Annotated in this window: 17 protein-coding genes; 12 read left to right on the forward strand and 5 right to left on the reverse strand. The window is 61.6% G+C overall.

Annotated features, from left to right (window positions below; all coding sequences use genetic code 11):
• The first annotated feature begins 86 nt into the window (after nucleotides 1-86).
• From ACHMXK_RS13325 to ACHMXK_RS13335, 3 genes are all read left to right on the forward strand, one after another.
• Nucleotides 87-605, forward strand: a complete 519-nt coding sequence (locus ACHMXK_RS13325) for an RDD family protein (protein WP_397442522.1) — start codon at nucleotides 87-89, stop codon at nucleotides 603-605.
• 63 nt (nucleotides 606-668) lie between these two features.
• Nucleotides 669-1,115, forward strand: a complete 447-nt coding sequence (locus ACHMXK_RS13330; RefSeq protein ID WP_397441048.1) for a diacylglycerol kinase — start codon at nucleotides 669-671, stop codon at nucleotides 1,113-1,115.
• Complete coding sequence (locus ACHMXK_RS13335) at nucleotides 1,112-1,699, forward strand: TIGR00730 family Rossman fold protein (RefSeq protein ID WP_397441049.1); 588 nt, start codon at nucleotides 1,112-1,114, stop codon at nucleotides 1,697-1,699. Before ACHMXK_RS13330 ends, ACHMXK_RS13335 begins: the two co-directional genes overlap by 4 nt.
• Before the next feature lie 120 nt (nucleotides 1,700-1,819).
• Here the strand turns inward: ACHMXK_RS13335 and ACHMXK_RS13340 are convergent, their stop codons facing one another.
• Together ACHMXK_RS13340 and ACHMXK_RS13345 are read right to left on the reverse strand one after the other, a co-directional pair.
• Nucleotides 1,820-2,158: a P-II family nitrogen regulator gene (locus ACHMXK_RS13340; RefSeq protein ID WP_372827226.1), complete on the reverse strand. Its 339-nt coding sequence runs from the start codon at nucleotides 2,156-2,158 to the stop codon at nucleotides 1,820-1,822.
• A 27-nt stretch (nucleotides 2,159-2,185) separates the two neighbouring features.
• Nucleotides 2,186-3,874: an NAD+ synthase gene (locus ACHMXK_RS13345; protein ID WP_397441050.1), complete on the reverse strand. Its 1,689-nt coding sequence runs from the start codon at nucleotides 3,872-3,874 to the stop codon at nucleotides 2,186-2,188.
• Nucleotides 3,875-3,900: 26 nt separating this feature from the next.
• On the opposite strand from ACHMXK_RS13345, the gene ACHMXK_RS13350 reads away from it, so the two are divergent.
• The 3 genes from ACHMXK_RS13350 to ACHMXK_RS13360 all read left to right on the forward strand — a co-directional run bounded on the left by ACHMXK_RS13350 (nucleotide 3,901) and on the right by ACHMXK_RS13360 (nucleotide 6,833).
• Nucleotides 3,901-5,106, forward strand: a complete 1,206-nt coding sequence (locus tag ACHMXK_RS13350) for a GNAT family N-acetyltransferase (protein WP_397441051.1) — start codon at nucleotides 3,901-3,903, stop codon at nucleotides 5,104-5,106.
• Nucleotides 5,107-5,242: 136 nt separating this feature from the next.
• Nucleotides 5,243-5,839 carry an outer membrane beta-barrel protein gene (locus ACHMXK_RS13355; protein ID WP_397441052.1) on the forward strand — a complete coding sequence of 199 codons (597 nt, stop codon included), beginning with the start codon at nucleotides 5,243-5,245 and terminating at the stop codon, nucleotides 5,837-5,839.
• Between the two features lie 205 nt (nucleotides 5,840-6,044).
• The gene (locus ACHMXK_RS13360) at nucleotides 6,045-6,833 is read left to right on the forward strand and encodes a hypothetical protein (RefSeq protein WP_397441053.1); all 789 of its coding nucleotides are present in this window, start codon (nucleotides 6,045-6,047) and stop codon (nucleotides 6,831-6,833) included.
• Between the two features lie 26 nt (nucleotides 6,834-6,859).
• Here the strand turns inward: ACHMXK_RS13360 and ACHMXK_RS13365 are convergent, their stop codons facing one another.
• Entirely contained in the window at nucleotides 6,860-8,152 is a 1,293-nt protein-coding gene (locus tag ACHMXK_RS13365) for an NAD(P)-binding domain-containing protein (RefSeq protein WP_397441054.1), read from the reverse strand.
• 207 nt (nucleotides 8,153-8,359) lie between these two features.
• Here ACHMXK_RS13365 and ACHMXK_RS13370 point away from each other — a divergent pair, with 207 nt between their 5' ends.
• Nucleotides 8,360-10,039 carry a wax ester/triacylglycerol synthase family O-acyltransferase gene (locus ACHMXK_RS13370; protein WP_397441055.1) on the forward strand — a complete coding sequence of 560 codons (1,680 nt, stop codon included), beginning with the start codon at nucleotides 8,360-8,362 and terminating at the stop codon, nucleotides 10,037-10,039.
• Nucleotides 9,963-10,790 carry an alpha/beta hydrolase gene (locus tag ACHMXK_RS13375; RefSeq protein WP_397441056.1) on the forward strand — a complete coding sequence of 276 codons (828 nt, stop codon included), beginning with the start codon at nucleotides 9,963-9,965 and terminating at the stop codon, nucleotides 10,788-10,790. The genes ACHMXK_RS13370 and ACHMXK_RS13375 overlap by 77 nt, the downstream gene beginning before the upstream one ends.
• Nucleotides 10,791-10,920: 130 nt before the next feature.
• Here the strand turns inward: ACHMXK_RS13375 and ppa are convergent, their stop codons facing one another.
• On the reverse strand, nucleotides 10,921-11,448 hold the full coding sequence (ppa, locus tag ACHMXK_RS13380; protein ID WP_318409605.1) for an inorganic diphosphatase: 528 nt from the start codon (nucleotides 11,446-11,448) through the stop codon (nucleotides 10,921-10,923).
• Between the two features lie 219 nt (nucleotides 11,449-11,667).
• Here ppa and ACHMXK_RS13385 point away from each other — a divergent pair, with 219 nt between their 5' ends.
• Nucleotides 11,668-13,857, forward strand: coding sequence for a sodium-translocating pyrophosphatase (locus tag ACHMXK_RS13385; protein WP_397441057.1), 2,190 nt, complete (start codon nucleotides 11,668-11,670; stop codon nucleotides 13,855-13,857).
• Nucleotides 13,858-13,922: 65 nt separating this feature from the next.
• Here ACHMXK_RS13385 and ACHMXK_RS13390 read toward each other — a convergent pair whose 3' ends face one another.
• Entirely contained in the window at nucleotides 13,923-14,516 is a 594-nt protein-coding gene (locus ACHMXK_RS13390) for a TetR/AcrR family transcriptional regulator (protein ID WP_397441058.1), read from the reverse strand.
• Nucleotides 14,517-14,636: 120 nt separating this feature from the next.
• Between ACHMXK_RS13390 and ACHMXK_RS13395 the strand changes: the two genes are divergently transcribed.
• The 3 genes from ACHMXK_RS13395 to ACHMXK_RS13405 are packed head-to-tail and all read left to right on the forward strand — an operon-like array spanning nucleotide 14,637 to nucleotide 17,176.
• Nucleotides 14,637-15,470, forward strand: a complete 834-nt coding sequence (locus tag ACHMXK_RS13395; protein WP_397441059.1) for a metal-dependent hydrolase — start codon at nucleotides 14,637-14,639, stop codon at nucleotides 15,468-15,470.
• Between the two features lie 31 nt (nucleotides 15,471-15,501).
• A complete protein-coding gene (locus tag ACHMXK_RS13400; RefSeq protein ID WP_397441060.1) occupies nucleotides 15,502-15,723 on the forward strand; it encodes a hypothetical protein in 222 nt (73 codons plus the stop codon).
• Nucleotides 15,724-15,739: 16 nt separating this feature from the next.
• Entirely contained in the window at nucleotides 15,740-17,176 is a 1,437-nt protein-coding gene (locus ACHMXK_RS13405) for a TolC family protein (protein ID WP_397441061.1), read from the forward strand.

The following is a 17,176-nucleotide window of genomic DNA, read 5'->3' on the forward strand; positions in this document are numbered from 1 at the left end:
CCTGCCATCTGCCCGGGGTGCCGGCCGGATGCTGATCAATTTGCACTGTAGCCCTTATCCCACCTCATTAGAACGCTACAAAATTGATAGTCCACTCCGCTGATCGCGCCCCCACCCCGTCCTTGCGCAGGCGCATGGCCTGCTGGCTTTACGAAGGCTTGCTGATGTTCGGCGTGGTTTTTATCGCCGGTTACCTGTTTGGCACACTGAGCCAGACGCGTAACGCGCTGGACAATCGCCATGCCCTGCAGGCGTTTCTTTTCATTGTTTTTGGCATTTATTTCGTCTGGTTCTGGGCCAAAGGCCAGACCCTGGCAATGAAAACCTGGAATATCCGCGTGGTGGATAGCCAAGGCGCGGCCATCAGCCAAAAAAGGGCGCTGCTGCGGTATGCGTTGAGCTGGCTGTGGTTTTTGCCGCCTCTCGCGATCAGTTGGATCTTTAGCGTGCCAGGCCAGGAAGCCGCGGTGTTAATCATCGGCTGGGTGGCGATCTGGGCAATTTTGTCGCGCTTTCACCCGGACCGTCAGTTCTGGCACGACGCGCTGGCCGGCACGCGGCTGGTTTCCAGCCTGCCCCTGGGCACACCCGCCAAAGCGGCTTGAGAACACCGGCTGGCCATGAAACCTGCGCATCCAACTGCCACAAAGTCGCACGACAATCGGCCCATGCCCGAACAAACTTCACCCTCCGCACTTCAGAGTCACCCAGCGGTTCCCGCACCCAGCACTGCCCCCGTCAACCCCCAAAAAGACCGCAAGGGCCTGAACCGCGTCTGGCATGCGCTCGGCTACTCGCTGGCGGGCTTGCGCGCGGGCTGGCACGAGACCGCCTTTCGCCAGGAAGCACTGGCCAGCCTGGTCTTGTTGCCGGCATCGGTCTGGCTGGGCAGCAACTGGGTGGAAACCGTATTGCTGGCCGGCGCGGTGGTCCTGGTGATGATCATCGAGCTGCTTAACACCGGCATAGAAACCGCGATTGACCGCATAGGCCCCGAATGGCACGACCTGTCCAAACGCGCCAAGGACATGGGCAGCGCGGCCGTTTTACTCAGCCTGCTGCTGTGTGCCGGGATTTGGGCCACGGCCCTGTTTCAAAGGTTTTTCACGACATGAAGCCCGCTTTTTCCCTCTGCGTTTATTGCGGCTCACGCCCAGGCGTGGACCCCGTTTTTGCTGAAGCCGCACGCCAGGTCGGCCAGTGGATAGGTGAGCACGGCGGCCAGCTGGTGTATGGCGGCGGCCACAATGGCCTTATGGGCATCGTGGCCGACGCCACGCTGGCGGCGGGCGGCCGCGTGATCGGCGTGATCCCCAAGGCGCTGGTCGAAAAGGAATGGGCCCACACCGGCTGCACCGAGTTACATATCGTGGACACCATGCATGAGCGCAAACGCCTCATGGCCGAACACGCCGACGCGTTTTTGTCGCTGCCAGGCGGCATAGGCACACTGGAAGAATTTTTCGAGGTCTGGACCTGGCGCCAACTGGGTTACCACGCCAAACCGGTGGGCCTGCTCAATCTGGGCGGTTATTACACTGAACTGCTGACGTTTTTGAATTCGTCGGTCAAAAGCGGCTTCATGAGCGACTGGCAGATGGAATTGATCTGTGTGGCCAGCGAGCCGACCGCCTTGCTGCAACAACTGGTGCAGGCGGCGGGCATGGCGCCCGAGGGGCTGCGGCTGGACCAGATTTAAAGCGCTAAAACGGTTCAGCGCCTGTCCAGGGGCCGCGGAACCGGCTTAGCCGGGCCGCAGGCGCAGCGGCCCCCCAGAGGGGGGCAGGAAGCTACACGAAGTGAGCGACCGTGGGGGCCTTTAAACAGCCGATTCGTCCTCTTCCCCGGTCCGGATACGCACCACACGTTCGACGCTGGTGATGAAAATCTTGCCATCACCGATCTTGCCGGTGCGGGCGGCGCGCACAATGGCTTCCACGCAGCGGTCCACGTCTTCGGTTTTCACCACCACTTCCACCTTGACCTTGGGCAGAAAGTCGACCACGTATTCGGCGCCGCGGTAGAGCTCGGTATGGCCTTTCTGGCGGCCAAAACCCTTGACTTCGGTGACCGTCAGGCCGGTCACGCCGCATTCGGCCAGGGCTTCACGGACTTCTTCGAGCTTGAACGGTTTGAGGACGGCGGTAATTTGTTTCATGGTCGGATTGTCTCTCAGTTAATCGGGTCAGGCTCTGAACTTGCTGGTCACAGGATAGCGCCAATCCTTGCCAAAGCTGCGATGGGTCACCCGTATGCCTATCGGAGCCTGGCGGCGCTTGTATTCGTTGATCTTGATCAGGCGGGTCACACGCTCGACCACGGCCGCGTCAAAACCGGCAGCCAAAATGCTCTCTATGCTTTCGTCGTTTTCCATGTAACGCTGCAAAATCGCGTCCAGCACCTCGTAAGGCGGCAGGCTGTCCTGGTCGGTCTGGTCGGCGCGCAGTTCGGCGCTGGGCGGGCGCGTGATGATGCGCTCCGGAATCGGGTTGCGGCCCGTGCCGTAGGGGTCGTTGTCATTGCGCCAGCGTGCCAGCTTGAACACCGTGGTTTTCAGCAAGTCCTTGATCACCGCAAAACCGCCCGCCATATCGCCGTACAAGGTGCAATAACCGGTGGCCATTTCACTCTTGTTACCGGTGGTCAGCACGATGGAACCAAACTTGTTGGACAGCGCCATCAAAAACACGCCGCGTATCCGCGCCTGGATGTTTTCTTCGGTCGTGTCTTCCTTCAGGCCCTGGAACTCGCCGGCCAGCGAGGCCTTGAAGGCCTCAAACTCCGGCACGATGGACAACTCGTCGTAACGCACTTTCATGCGTTCGGCCATTTCGCGTGCGTCTATCCAGGAAATATCGGCGGTGTAAGGCGACGGCATCATCACCGTTCGCACCTTGTCGGCGCCCAGCGCATCAACCGCAATCGCCAGCACCAGGGCCGAATCGATGCCGCCCGACAAACCCAGAATCGCACCGGGAAAACCGTTTTTGCCCAGATAGTCGCGCACGCCCAGCACCAGCGCATCCCACAAATCGGCCTCGGCGCTGCGCTCCGGCACCACAGCCGCTACCAATTTAATAGCTGCTTGCGCCCGTTGTGCCTGGACCATAAACAGATTTTCCTTGAAACTTTCAGCCCGGCCGGCCAAGGCACCGTCGGCCTGCAAGGCAAACGAGTGGCCTTCAAAAACAATTTCATCCTGGCCGCCGACCAGATGGGCGTAAACCATGGGCAGGCCGGTGGTCAACACCCGTTCACGCATCATCAGCTCACGCTCGCCGCCCTTGCCGACGTGGAAAGGCGAGGCGTTGATGACGGCCAGCAGTTCGGCGCCGGCCTCCTTGCTAAGGCGCGCCGGCTCTTCAAACCAGGCGTCTTCGCAGATCAGCAGCCCGACGCTGATGCTGTCTTCGCCCTCGCCGGCCTGGAACACACAGGTGCCCTGACCCGGCGCGAAATAACGCCGCTCGTCAAACACCTGGTAATTGGGCAGCTCGCGTTTGGCATAGGTTTCCAGCACACGGCCTTCACGCACCACCTTGGCCGCGTTGTGCCGCTGCTGCACTTCCACACTTTTGGTGCGCAGCCCCTTGCCGTTGTCGCCGTGGGTGGGCGTGCCCACCACCACGGTCAAACCTTTTAACCCGGCCAGCTCACTGGCCACCCGATTCACGGCATCATCACAGGCTTGAATAAACGAGCGGCGCAGAAACAGGTCTTCGGCCGCGTAGCCGCAAATCGCCAGCTCGGGTGTCAGCAGCAAACGCACGCCGTCGGCATAAGCCGTGCGGGCGGCGTCTATGATTTTTTGCGCGTTGCCCGGCATGTCGCCGACGCAGTAGTTCAATTGGGCAACACAGATTTTGAGTGACATGAGTGGATTTGAACCCTGAAAAACACGTGAACAACAACGCAAACGATTATGTCATCCGTGTACTGGATTCGCCGCGCCAGGTCGATGCCAGCGCTTGGAATACCCTGCTGGCCGCGCAAGACCCGGCCGGCGGGCTCAACCCCTTCATGCGCCACGAGTACCTGAGCGCCATGTTTGAAAGCGGCAGCGCCACGCCCCAAACCGGCTGGACCGCGCGTTTTGTCACCTTATCGCAAGGCACCGAGATGGTCGCCGCCTGCGCGCTGTACCTGAAAGACCACTCCTACGGCGAATACGTCTTCGACCACGCCTGGGCCAACGCCTACCACCAGCACGGCCTGCCTTATTACCCCAAGGCGCTGGTCGCCCCGCCCTTCACACCCGTGCCCGGCGCCCGCCTGCTGGCGCGCGACGCCGAAACCCGTACCTTGCTGGTCAAGGCCCTGGTGGCCTGGTGCAGCGACGAAAAATTGTCTTCGCTGCATTTGCTATTTGCCAGCGATCAGGATGTGACCGCGTGTGAGGAGGCGGGTTTGATGCTGCGTCACAACATACAGTTCCACTGGACTGGTCCGCCTTCCGGCTACCGCAACTTCGACGACTTCCTGATGTCGCTGAGCCAGGAAAAACGCAAAAAAATCCGCCAGGAACGGCGCAAGGTCAGCGAAGCCGGCGTCAGCTTCCGTTGGTCGCTGGGCACAAACATTTCGGCGGAACACTGGGACTTTTTCTACCGCTGTTATGAACGTACCTATTACGAACACGGCAATGCGCCCTACCTGAGCCGCGACTTCTTCCAGCACATGCAGGACGACATGCCGGAGAACTGGCTGCTGTTTGTGGCGGAGCGTGAAGGCGCACCCATCGCTACGAGTTTGATAGCTGTCAGCGAAGGTGGAACAAGGACTGGTGGCCAATTTCCCACCAAAGTCGCCTACGGCCGTTATTGGGGCGCGCTGGAACGGGTCGACTGCCTGCACTTTGAAGCCTGTTATTACCAGCCGCTGCAATGGTGCATCCAGCATGGCTACCAGCGTTTTGAAGGCGGCGCCCAGGGCGAACACAAAATGGCCCGCGCCCTGCTGCCCGTCAAAACCACCAGCGCCCACTGGCTGGCGCACCCGGCTTTTGCCGATGCCGTCGAGCGATTTCTGGAACGTGAGGGTGCGGGGATAGACGGCTACATGGAAGAGCTGGAACGGCGCAACCCGTTTAAAGCCTCCTCCAATTGAAGGAGGTGTGTTCGTCAAACGTTGCAAATTGGCGAATAGTTGTCCCGCTGTCGCCAGGAACATTGCCTGACGGAATCCATACCCGTATCCTCTGGGCCTGTTTCCAAATGTTTCATTTACTCTTGAAAGAATTTCGATGAAAAAAGTTTTCCTGGCTGCCGCAATTGCTGCCGCATTCGTGGCCATGCCGGCTTCGGCTCAGTGGTATGCAGGTATCGGTGCCGGCTCTTCAAAAGCCACGGGTATTGACGGCCCCATCACCGGCGCAGGCATCCCGGCCGGCACACGGCTGACTGGCGGCGACAACAGCAAAGGGATGTACAAGCTGTACGGCGGCTACCAAATCACCCCTAACTGGGGTGTTGAGGCTCAGTACGCGGACTTGGGCAATCGGGACGTGGTTGCACGTAACGTTGCGGGAACCCAAATTGTGGCTGGCTCCATCAAGCTTTCGCAGTACAGCATTGCCGGTACGGGCACCTTGCCGCTGGCTGGCGGTTTCTCTCTTCTCGGCAAGCTCGGTGTTTCCAACAACCGTGGCAAAATCTCCGTTCAAGGCGTGTCTGACTCCGGCAGCAAAAGCTCGCTCATGGCTGGCATCGGTGCCGCCTACAACATCACCCCTGCACTCGCCGTGCGCCTCGAATACGAAGATTTCGGCAAAGTCGGTGATGGTTTCGGTGGCTCCATTCGCGCCAACGCTTACTCTGTCAGCTTGAAATACGCGTTCTGATCGCCTGATTTTCAGATAAAAAAGCCGGGTTCAACCCGGCTTTTTCAATTCTGCCGGCCATATCAAGCGCTGAGACGACGCAAGCAGGCCGCATGCGCCAAGAACTGTCAAGTGATTGCTATTGTATTAATAGCATCTTGTGCCTGTTTTCATTGGGCTGAAGGCCTATTTTCCTTAAAATCCGGCTTGTTTTAAGCTCTTCTTGATGCCAAATCTCGATGCCCCCCCGCCCAGCGACAACCCAGCCGGCACGCCACCCGGGCCGCTGGGCCGCACCCATGCCCGTCGGCTGCGCGAAATTTACCGCTCGGCCGGCTGGCCCAGCCAGGATCTGGTCGAAATCGAACTGCTGGCCTGGGGCATGCTGCAGCGTGTCTCAGGCCCCAGCGGTCACGAAACCCTGCGTGTCACCGATGCCGGCCTGTCTTACCTGGCCGCCACCTTGGTGCGCAACCGCTCTGCGCTGTCGGCCCATGAAGCACTGGTTGAACGTGTGGCCGGCGAGATGCTGCGTGCCGGCCGCATCACCTGGCGGGGTTTGGGCCTGCGGGCGCAACTGCCGCCCGCCACCGAAGGCGGCCCGGCGCGCTGGTGTATCGCGCGGCCCGATGTGTTTTCCATCCGCAACACCTCGGTGGCAGCTTATGTGGATCCCATCGTGCACGAGATCAAGGTGCATCGCTCTGATTTTCTGGGCGACCTGCGCCGTCCCGAAAAACGCGCGGCCTACCTGGACCTGGGCGGTGAGTGCTGGTACGTGCTGGGCTGCGATGCCAAAGGCCGGTGTATTGCCGAGGCCGACGAAGTGCCGGCGGAATGTGGCGTGATGGTGGCAGACCCCAAACGCCTGATTGTTGCCCGCGCCGCACCGCGGCATGCGCGGCAGGAACTGCCTTTTGGCGTGTGGCTGGCGCTGGCCAAGGCGACACCCGTGGCTGGCTTGAATGAAGATGCCCAAGGCATGCTGGGTGATGCGGAAGCGCCCAGCCCTTAGCGAGCTGGCGATCGCCCGCCACGCGCTCAGGGGATAGGCATCGGCTCTTCTGCGGGATGGGTCAAGGCCATGTCTTTGTAGGCGGCGAACCAGGTAGCTGCTGGGTAATTTTCGGGGTCACGCGGGGCCAGGAATTTGGCCGACTCGAAGTGGTTGATTTTTCCCTGCACGGGCACCTCATCAAGCTGCGCCTTGCCCTGGATATGCGACATGATGGTTCTGGCGGCGTGGGCATAGGCCCAGGGCGCGGAACCCGTGGCCTCGAGTCCCACAGCCAGGAAAAACAGCTTGGCCGCGTCCAGTGATCGAAACAGGCAGCCACAACGCGCCGCCAATTCGTCAACCCGGGTGATCGCCGCCAAGGCGGGGGACTCAAAATAGCGGAGGTCCATCGCATAACCGGTGCCCCACAGAATCAGGTCGACATCGATCCGCTCACCCGAAGATATTTGAACCGTCCGATCAGCGATCTGCGCTATTTCGCCCTGGTGCCTTTCAATCTTGCTGAAGTTTTCAATCATGGCGCGGCGGCCGGGAATCAGCTGATCCCGGGTGATGTCAAATTCGCCGGCGGGAAGGATGTCCTGCAGGCCAAATTTTTCGTAACGCCCCTGCAAATCAAGATTGATGTCCCGATTCATCTGCGCGATGGAAACACCCGACATTTGTTGTTTGGCCAGCCCACGAATGTCGCCGGCGATATGTTTGGGTTTGCGTGTCGGAAGCATCCACTTCAAGCTGCGATAAAGCCAGACCACGCGGCGTGCCTGGTGTTCAAAGCAAAGATCCAGCAGGTCATAGGCAGACGCACCACCACCCACCACGAGCACGTCTTTGCCGGTGAGCACCTGGGGATCGTCCAGTGCGGAGGAGTGGTATTCCTGAATCGAGGCGTTGATTCGTTCGGTCCTGGGCGTGAACGCGCGATTGTGTCCGCCTGTGGCGGCGATGAGAAACCTCGAAAAGTAGCGTTGATGCGCTGTGGTCACCGTCCAGCCTTCCGGGCTTTCCTTGGCTGTGGTCACCGCCGTGTCCAGCAGCATCGAGGACGCCAGATCAAATTTATCGACCCAGGCCTGAATATGGCGGGCAATACTGGCCTGCAGCGGCCCGCTGATCGGAATATCGCCCAACGCCCAGTCGACGGGATTGATCTGGATGTCCTGCCAGGCCGGTAGTTGGGCCCACAGCCCGCCCACGCCAGGCTGCTTTTCGATCAGCAAGACCTTCAGCCCCGCCTTTTTGGCGTAATAAAGGCTGATCACGCCGCCAATACCGCCACCCACGATGATGAGGTCCAAAGGGTCCTGGGCATGCATGTTGTTCTCCTGCTTTTTCGGCTTGCCATCTACCCACCCGAACAGAACATGCTGGCGACGCCTGGCCCAGCAGCAAACCACTATAGGGGCTTATCCCTCCAAAATCCATCCCCCGTTTTGACGCGAACCGTGACCGCGTACGGCAAACCCTAGTGCCACAGCCCGCCTCGCTCGGTTAATGTGTCTCCAACAGATGGAGACATCGCCATGAAATCCCTCACCGGCCTGGACGCGACCTTTCTTTACCTCGAAACCCCCGAGATGCCCATGCATGTGGGTTCGCTCAACCTGTGTGCGTTGCCGCCGGGGTTCAAGGGCAGTTTTCACAAGGCCGTCAAGAACCACATCGCCAGCCGCATGCACCTGGCGCCGGTGTTCAGCCGCAAGCTGGTCTTCATGCCTTTTGACCTGGGCCACCCGCTGTGGGTCGAAGCCGACTCGGTGGACCTCGACTTTCATGTGCGGCGTGTGCCTTGCTCGGCCCAGAAACCCATGAGCCTGGCGCAGGCGCACACCATGGTCGCCACCTTGCACAGCGAGTTGATAGACCGCGCTTACCCGCTCTGGGAGTTTTATGTGTTTGACGCGATCAAGCTGCCTTCGGGCGAACGCGTCGGCGGCTTTTTCTCAAAAATTCACCATGCGGCGCTGGACGGCAAAGGCGGCGTGATGCTGGCCAACGCCATCCTCGACATGGGTCCGGTGCCACGCGAGGTGCCACTGCCCGACCCGGCGCGGCGTGGCAAAACCGCGGCCGACCTGAAGGTGGGCAAGATGATTGGTTCGGTGTTTTCCAACTCGCTGGCGCAGGTCGCCAAGCTGGCCAAGTCGCTGCCGGCGGCGGCCGGCACCCTGGGCAGCACGCTGGCCAAACAGTCGCTGCAGGATTCGGGCAATGGCCGCGCCAAGATGCCCATGAAGCTGGCGCCCAAAAGCCCGTTCAACACCGCCGTGACGCAGGGCCGGGTGTTTGTGGCGGCCACCGTGCCGCTGGCCGAATGCAAGGCCATGGGCAAGGCCGTGGGCGGCAGTTTCAACGACGTGGCCTTGTGGATTTGTTCCACCGCGCTGCGCAGCTACCTGGCCGGGCACGGCGGCGTGCCGACCAAGTCCCTGGTCGCGGCCATGCCGGTGTCCTTGCGTGAAGCCGGCGCCAGCGATGCGACCGAACTCGGCAACCAGGTCAGCATGAGCCTGGTGGAGCTGGGCAGCCACCTGGCCCATCCGCTCAAACGCCTGAACGCCATCATGGCCTCGACGGCCAAGGTCAAGGCCTCGATGCAAAGCCTCAAGGGCTTGCTGCCGACCGACTATCCTTCCCTGCTCGCGCCCTGGCTGGTCGGCGGCGCGGCCAAGGCGGCACTCAATGTGTACGGCAAAACCGGGCTGGCCAGCCGCCTGCCCATGGTCGCCAACCTGGCGATTTCCAACGTGCCCGGGCCGCCCGTGCCCTTGTACCTGGCCGGCGCCAAAATCCTGACCTTTCACCCGCTGTCCATCGTGATCCACGGGCTGGCGCTGAACATCACCATCCAGACCTATGCCGGCCACGTGGATTTCGGCATCATCGCCGGCAAAGACGCCTTGCCACAGGCGCAGGAGCTGGCGCTGGCGATTGAAGAGGCGTTCCGGCAAGCACAAAGCCTGCTGGGGCCAGAGGCCCCGGCCCAGGCCGCCCCGGTCAAGGCCCCTAAAAAATCTGTCGTTTCCAGGACGACTTTAGGGAAGTCTCCCTCTGTCAAACGCGCCAGCCGCCCCAAACTTGCTTCTACCCAGAACAAAGACAAAAAAACATCCAATGTTTCCAACCATGGCACCACCCGCTCCCCCGCAGTCAAAACCAAAACAAAACCAAAAACAGGACCGGCACGACGGCCCGCCGCCTAATGTCTGGCTGCTGGCCCTGGAGTTGCGCGCCTTCTGGGAAGCCGGCGCCTTGTTGCCCACCTGGCCGGTACTGTCCCGGGCGCCGCGTGGTGACGGCCACAGCGTGGTGGTGTTTCCCGGCCTCTCGGCCAACGACGGCTCGACCATGCCGCTGCGCCGCTACCTCGACTCCCTGGGTTACCAGACCAGCGGCTGGGAACAGGGCTTTAACTTCGGCCCGCGCGCCGGCGTGCTGGACGCTGCCAGGGCGCAGGTCACACGCGCCTTCAAGGACAGCGGGCGCAAGGTCAGCCTGATCGGCTGGAGCCTGGGCGGCGTGTATGCGCGCGAACTCGCCAAAGAATTGCCACACATGGTACGCAGCGTGATCACCCTGGGCACGCCGTTTGCCGGCTCGCACCGCTCCACCAACGCCTGGCGCATTTACGAGCTGGCCAGCGGCCGCAAGGTCGAGAGCGAGGCGGAAAACTACGACCTGCCGAGCGCGCCGCCGGTGCCGACCAGCAGCCTGTATTCGCGCAGCGACGGCATCGTGGCCTGGCAAGGCAGCATCCAGCAGCCGTCGCCGGACAACCCGCACACCGAAAACATCGAGGTGATTGCCAGCCACATCGGCCTGGGGCTGAACCCCAGCGCCTGGTGGGCCGTGGCGGACCGGCTGGCGCAAGCCGAAGGCCAGTGGCGGCCGTTTGAACGCAAGGGCACGTTTTTGCACGGGCTGATTTACCCGGACCCGGCCCGCGCGGCTTAAGGCCAGAACGCCCCACATGCAAAAGCGTCTGCAGCGCAAGCTTCAGACGCTTCTTTTTTTGATAGCTTCTTGCGCCCAATCCATAAGGGCTAGAGGCCTAAAACGCTTAAAAAATCAAGCGTTGGAGGTTTTACTTCTTGTAGTTGGCAATGCCGTCCATGATTTCCTTGTGGGCGGCCTCTGGACCTTCCCAGCCATTGACCTTGACCCACTTGCCTTCTTCCAGGTCTTTGTAGTGCTCGAAGAAATGCGAGATGGTTTTCAGGCGCAGCGGGTTCATGTCTTCCGGTTTTTGCCACTGGGTGTAGAGCGAACATTTCTTGTCGATGGGCACGGCCAGCACTTTGCCGTCTTCGCCGGCTTCGTCGGTCATCTTCAGGATGCCAATCGCGCGGCAGGTCACCACCACACCGGGGATCAGGGGCACAGGTGTGATCACCAGCACGTCCACCGGGTCGCCGTCACCGCTGATGGTCTTGGGCACATAACCGTAGTTGGTCGGGTAATGCATGGACGTGCTCATGAAGCGGTCCACAAAAATCGCGCCGGATTCCTTGTCCACTTCGTACTTCACGGGGTCGGCATTCATCGGGATTTCGATAATCACGTTGAAAGAGTCGGGCACGTTGTTGCCGGGGGAAACTTTATCGAGAGACATGGTGGCTTTGGGTTGGATTGATAAAAAGAGGCAAAGAGCCGGTCGGTATTTACCCTCATTTTACTGATTCAGGGCTGACGCCTCGTCAAGTTGTCACATTTTGGCGTTAAATTTCAAAGGTTGGCCAATCGTCTCTACGTGAGCAACGAGGAAGCAACGCAGCGGGGGCACCGCTAGCGTGGCACCCCCTCCAAGCGAAAAACAACGTAGGAGATTTCTATGACAGGCAACTCAGCGCTTATTCTTGCGCTCGTCTGCGGACTGGTCGCCGTGGCTTACGGCATCTGGGCCCGCAGTTGGATTCTTTCCCAGGACGCCGGCAATCCGCGCATGCAGGAAATTGCAGCCGCGATTCAAACCGGCGCGGCAGCCTATCTGGCGCGCCAATACAAAACCATCGCCATCGCTGGCGTCGTGCTGGCCATTTTGATCGGCCTCTTTTTGGACGTGCCCAGCGCCATCGGTTTTGTCGTTGGCGCGCTGCTCTCGGGCGCCTGCGGCTTCATCGGCATGAACGTCTCGGTGCGCGCCAATGTGCGCACCGCGCAGGCAGCCACCAAGGGCATTGGCCCCGCGCTCGACGTCGCCTTTCGCGGCGGCGCCATCACCGGCATGCTGGTGGTGGGCCTGGGCCTGCTGGGTGTCACCACCTTTTACTGGTTTCTGGTCGGCAACGGCAACTACACACCGGATGTGAAGCTGGCCAACCTGCTGAACCCGCTGATCGGTTTTGCCTTCGGCGCCTCGCTGATCTCCATCTTCGCCCGGCTCGGTGGTGGCATTTTCACCAAAGGTGCGGACGTGGGCGCCGACCTGGTGGGCAAGGTCGAAGCCGGTATTCCGGAAGACGACCCGCGCAACCCGGCGGTGATTGCCGACAACGTCGGCGACAACGTGGGCGACTGCGCCGGCATGGCCGCCGACCTGTTTGAAACCTATGCCGTGACCCTGATCGCCACCATGGTGCTGGGCGCCCTGCTGGTCACCGGCGCGGGCACCAGCGCCGTGGTTTACCCGCTGGCCCTGGGCGCGGTGTCCATCATCGCGTCCATCATCGGCTGCTTTTTTGTGAAGGCCTCGCCCGGCATGACCAATGTGATGCCGGCGCTGTACAAAGGCCTGGCGGTGGCCGGCGGCCTGTCGCTGATTGCGTTTTACTTTGTCACCACCTGGCTGATGCCCGACAACGCCATCAAGGCCGTCGGCAGCCAGATGGCCCTGTTCGGCGCCTGTGCCGTGGGCCTGGTGCTGACCGGCGCGCTGGTCTGGATCACCGAGTACTACACCGGCACCCAGTACAAACCGGTGCAGCACATTGCCCAAGCCTCGACCACCGGCCACGGCACCAACATCATTGCCGGTCTGGGGGTGTCCATGCGCTCCACCGCCTGGCCGGTGATTTGTGTCTGCATCGCCATCTGGACGGCCTACCACCTGGCCGGCCTGTACGGCATTGCGATTGCCGCCACCTCCATGCTGAGCATGGCCGGTATCGTGGTCGCGCTCGACGCCTACGGTCCCATCACCGACAACGCCGGCGGCATTGCCGAAATGGCCGACATGCCTGCCAGCGTGCGGGCCATCACCGACCCGCTGGACGCGGTGGGCAACACCACCAAGGCCGTGACCAAGGGTTATGCCATCGGTTCAGCCGGTCTGGCCGCGCTGGTGCTGTTTGCCGACTACACCCACAAACTCGAAGCCTACGGAAAGGCCATCAGCTTTGATCTCTCCGACCCGATGGTCATCATCGGCCTGTTCATAGGCGGCCTGGTTCCCTACCTGTTCGGCGCCATGGCCATGGAAGCCGTGGGCCGTGCCGCCGGTGCGGTGGTGGTGGAAGTGCGGCGCCAGTTCCGCGAGATCAAGGGCATCATGGAAGGCACGGCCAAGCCCGAATACGGCCGCGCCGTCGACATGTTGACCACCGCGGCCATCAAGGAAATGATGATTCCGTCGCTGCTGCCCGTGGTGGTGCCGATTCTGGTCGGCCTGCTGCTCGGTCCGGCGGCCTTGGGCGGCATGTTGATGGGCACCATCGTGACCGGCCTGTTTGTGGCGATTTCCATGTGTACCGGCGGCGGCGCCTGGGACAACGCCAAGAAATACATTGAAGACGGCCACCACGGCGGCAAGGGCTCCGAAACCCACAAGGCAGCGGTCACCGGCGACACCGTGGGCGACCCCTACAAGGACACGGCCGGCCCGGCCATTAACCCGCTGATCAAGATCATCAACATCGTGGCCCTGCTGATCGTGCCGCTGATGATGAAGTTCCACGGCGGCAACGCCAATGCGGCGCCGGTCATCCCTGTGTTGGTACCGGCTGTGGTTGTTACGCCAGCAGCGGCCGTCGAGGTCATTGTGACCACGCCTGTCATGCCAGCACCGGCGCCTGCCAGCAAATAAGCGCGGGCTCCTCATCGCCTAAAAGCCCGGTACGCCGGGCTTTTTTTATGGCCGCGAGGCTGCGGTCAACGCGGCGCGGCCAGCACGGCGCGCACCAAGGCACTCGAAGGCTGCGCCAGATCCGCCAGGTCTGCCGTGCGGTTGTTTTCAATCGCCTGCAACACCAGCTCGTTGATACCGCCGACCACGGCCATCGCCAGGGTGGCCGTTTCTGCGCTGTCTTGTGCGGTGTGCGGGTGGCCAGCATTGACCACCTGGACCACAAAGTCGGCCAGTTCCTGGTTCATGCGGCGGCGCACCTGCAAGCCCTCGGGCCCCAGGCTGAGGATTTCAATGAACAGCGTACGCAGCAAGGCCGGGTTGCTGGCCAGGCAGGCCAGGTAGGCGTTCATGGCGTGTTCGACCTGGGTTTTCCAGTCGCGGCTGGGGTCGATGGCGTCTTTCAACACCTTCAGTGCGCCGTGGCTGGCCGCCACATACAGCGCGATCAGACAGTCCTGCTTGGTGGCAAAACATTCGTAAAACGTGCGCTTGGACACGCCTGCTTCGCGCACGATGTCGGCCACCGTGGTGTCGGCATAACTTTTGGCGGCCACGCTATGCGCCATACCCTCAATCAGGCGCGAGCGGTGGGCCGTGGCAGGTTCTTGGGAGGTCATCGGGTCAGAAGGCATGTTTCAACAGCGCATGATTTTTTGGTACTTGACAGTACCACAGCGCAATCCTATAGTCATCCTGATTGGTACCCGCCGGTACCACGCTGTTTTTGGAAGAAGCCCATGAGTGAACTTGTTGTACGCCGCCTGCTGATAGACCTCGAAACGCCCTTGCCGCGCCACTGGTGCGCCGGCGACGCTTTTCGCACGGCCTTCTTCAACTCCTTGTCCATGAGTTTCCCGGTGGGTGAGCAGTTTTTCATCGACGCGGTGCGCAACGGACTCAAGGCCTTGCCCACGGAACAACAAGCCCCCTTTCAAGCTGAAGTCCAGGGTTTTATCGGCCAGGAAGCCACACACCGCCGGATTCACAGCCTGTTCAACCAGCACCTGGAAACCCAAGGCCTGGTCAACGACTGGGCGCCGCGTGCGGAGCGCAATATGCAGTTGCTGGCCGGCACCAACCCGCGTCACGCGCTGGCCGTGACCGCGGCCAACGAACATTTCACCGCGATTTTTGCCGAGTGGCTGCTGCGCAACCCCGAGTTGCTGGAGCCCTGCGAGCCGCGCCTGAAAACCATGTGGTTGTGGCATTGCGCCGAAGAATCCGAACACAAGGCCACCGCCTTTGATGTGTATGCCGCGCTGGACGGCAGCCATGCGTGGCGCATCAAATGGTTCCGTCGCATCACCTTCGTTTTCCTCAGCGACACCCTGCGCCAGACCGTCAACAACCTGCGCCGCGACGGCAGCTTGTGGCGATGGACCACCTGGACAAGCGCCGCCAGCTTTTTGTTCGGCCAACGCGGCCTGGTCCGCCAGACCTTCCGGCCCTGGCGCGCCTACCTGCGCCGTGACTTTCACCCTAACCAGCAGGCCAATGAGCTATCCGGACGCTGGCTGGCCGACAACGCGCCGCTTTACACAGTCGTGAGCCGTCCAGGCCAAGCCACCTAAATTGCCATCATTTCGATAACAATCATCGCCCGTGGATAAAGGGCTGGGATGCGATGGGGCCGCGTCCTCACAAAAATATGCTGCCGAAGAAGCAAATTCAGCGCTGCACGAGTTGGCCGATCGCTTTATCTACCTGCACGTCGGCGAACGCACCGGCGCGCAACCTTGCCGGGTTTTCGGCCATCGGCCATGGTATGTTCGTGTGTCCGCGCGCGGCTTTTTGATACCGCGCCAGGCAGCACCCTTTTATTGAATCCAGGCAAGGCCCCATGACCTCACCCTCCCCCTTGCTGGCCGCGGCGTTTTGCCTTGCAGGCTGTGCCGGTGTCCAGGCCCAAGTGCGGGCTCCGCAAGCGGCCTCGCCCCAGGTTCAGCTGCAAGCCATGAGTTTCGAAACCGCCTGGGACCGCGTCAAGACCGGCTCCGACCAGATGGCGGCCGCGCAGGCCGCGATAGACAGCAAGGACTTGCAGGAACGCGGCCTCAAGGGCCTGGGCGGGCCGGTGGTCAGCCTGTCGGCCGTGGCTTATGCCTACAACGCCAACCTGAACGTCAGCCTCGACCCCATCAACCAGCAGCTCGCCCAAGCCAGCCAGCGCCTGCCGATCCCCTTGCAGAACCTGCCCATCCCGCTGCCGGTGCCGCAGTTCCCGGCCAACTACACCTTCAACCGGCATGACACCGGCACCACCCGCTCCATCTCGGCGGTCTGGCCGATTTATGCGGGCGGAGCCAGCGATGCGGTGCGCGGCGTCGTGACGGCACAGGGCAACGAGGCCCGCGCCGATGCCGACAAGACCGGCCACGAACTCGCCACCCAGCTGGTGCAGCGTTATTTCGGTGCGCAACTGGCGGCCAAGGCCGCGGCCTTGCGGCAGGTGGCGCTAGACGATATTCGCCAGCATGATGCGGCCACCGCCAAAATGCTGGCGGCCGGCGTGATCTCGCGCATCGAGCGCCTGCAGGCGCAGGCCGCGTATGAAGAGGCCAAACGCAATGCCCTCAAGGCGCAGGACGATGCCGAAATGACGGCGATCGCCTTGGCCCGCACCGTCAAATCCAACACCCCGGTCAAGCCCGACACGCCGCTGTTTGTCCTGACACAAGCCGTTGAACCTTTGCCGCATTTCCTGGACCAGGCTTTGCAGCGCCATCCGGGCCTGGCCAAGGTCAACGCCAAAAAGATGCAGGCCGAGCAGTTGCACCATGGCCAGGAGGCGCTGCGCAAACCCCAGGTGTTTGCTTTCGGGCAACGCGAACTGAAAGCCGGCAACGCCGACTGGATAGGCGGCATCGGTGTGCGCTGGACCTTGTTTGACGCGGTGGACCGCGACGCGCTGGCCGCTTCTTCCAACAAACAGATCGAGCAAGCCGAACGCACCGGCCTGCAGGCACGTAGCGACATCACCCTGCTGGTTGAAAAAAACTGGCGCGCGCTGGAGCAGGCGCGCCGGCAGTTCCTGGCCACCGAGCCCGGTGTGACCCTGGCCCATGAGGTCTTGCGCCTGCGCACCGCGGCCTTGCGTGAAGGCACGGGCACCGCGCTGGAACTGATAGACGCCGAGGTCAACCAGGCCAAGGTCGAAACCGAACGCGCACAAGTGGCTTACGAGTATGTGATGGCGCTGGCCAGCCTGCTCGAGAGCTGCGGCCTGTCCGATGAATTCAGCAGCTACATCCGCCGCGCCGACGTGAAAGTGTATTGA

Source organism: Polaromonas sp. UC242_47 (genome assembly GCF_044452385.1).
Taxonomy (GTDB): Bacteria; Pseudomonadota; Gammaproteobacteria; order Burkholderiales; family Burkholderiaceae_C; genus Polaromonas.

Excerpts from the sequence above, each read along its gene's own strand:
- ACHMXK_RS13330 (WP_397441048.1), top strand. The coding sequence starts at position 669 with ATGCCCGAACAAACTTCACCCTCCGCACTTCAGAGTCACCCAGCGGTT.
- ACHMXK_RS13335 (WP_397441049.1), top strand. The coding sequence starts at position 1,112 with ATGAAGCCCGCTTTTTCCCTCTGCGTTTATTGCGGCTCACGCCCAGGC.
- ACHMXK_RS13340 (WP_372827226.1), bottom strand. The coding sequence starts at position 2,158 with ATGAAACAAATTACCGCCGTCCTCAAACCGTTCAAGCTCGAAGAAGTC.
- ACHMXK_RS13345 (WP_397441050.1), bottom strand. The coding sequence starts at position 3,874 with ATGTCACTCAAAATCTGTGTTGCCCAATTGAACTACTGCGTCGGCGAC.
- ACHMXK_RS13355 (WP_397441052.1), top strand. The coding sequence starts at position 5,243 with ATGAAAAAAGTTTTCCTGGCTGCCGCAATTGCTGCCGCATTCGTGGCC.
- ACHMXK_RS13360 (WP_397441053.1), top strand. The coding sequence starts at position 6,045 with ATGCCAAATCTCGATGCCCCCCCGCCCAGCGACAACCCAGCCGGCACG.
- ACHMXK_RS13365 (WP_397441054.1), bottom strand. The coding sequence starts at position 8,152 with ATGCATGCCCAGGACCCTTTGGACCTCATCATCGTGGGTGGCGGTATT.
- ACHMXK_RS13370 (WP_397441055.1), top strand. The coding sequence starts at position 8,360 with ATGAAATCCCTCACCGGCCTGGACGCGACCTTTCTTTACCTCGAAACC.
- ACHMXK_RS13375 (WP_397441056.1), top strand. The coding sequence starts at position 9,963 with ATGGCACCACCCGCTCCCCCGCAGTCAAAACCAAAACAAAACCAAAAA.
- ppa (WP_318409605.1), bottom strand. The coding sequence starts at position 11,448 with ATGTCTCTCGATAAAGTTTCCCCCGGCAACAACGTGCCCGACTCTTTC.
- ACHMXK_RS13385 (WP_397441057.1), top strand. The coding sequence starts at position 11,668 with ATGACAGGCAACTCAGCGCTTATTCTTGCGCTCGTCTGCGGACTGGTC.
- ACHMXK_RS13390 (WP_397441058.1), bottom strand. The coding sequence starts at position 14,516 with ATGACCTCCCAAGAACCTGCCACGGCCCACCGCTCGCGCCTGATTGAG.
- ACHMXK_RS13395 (WP_397441059.1), top strand. The coding sequence starts at position 14,637 with ATGAGTGAACTTGTTGTACGCCGCCTGCTGATAGACCTCGAAACGCCC.
- ACHMXK_RS13405 (WP_397441061.1), top strand. The coding sequence starts at position 15,740 with ATGACCTCACCCTCCCCCTTGCTGGCCGCGGCGTTTTGCCTTGCAGGC.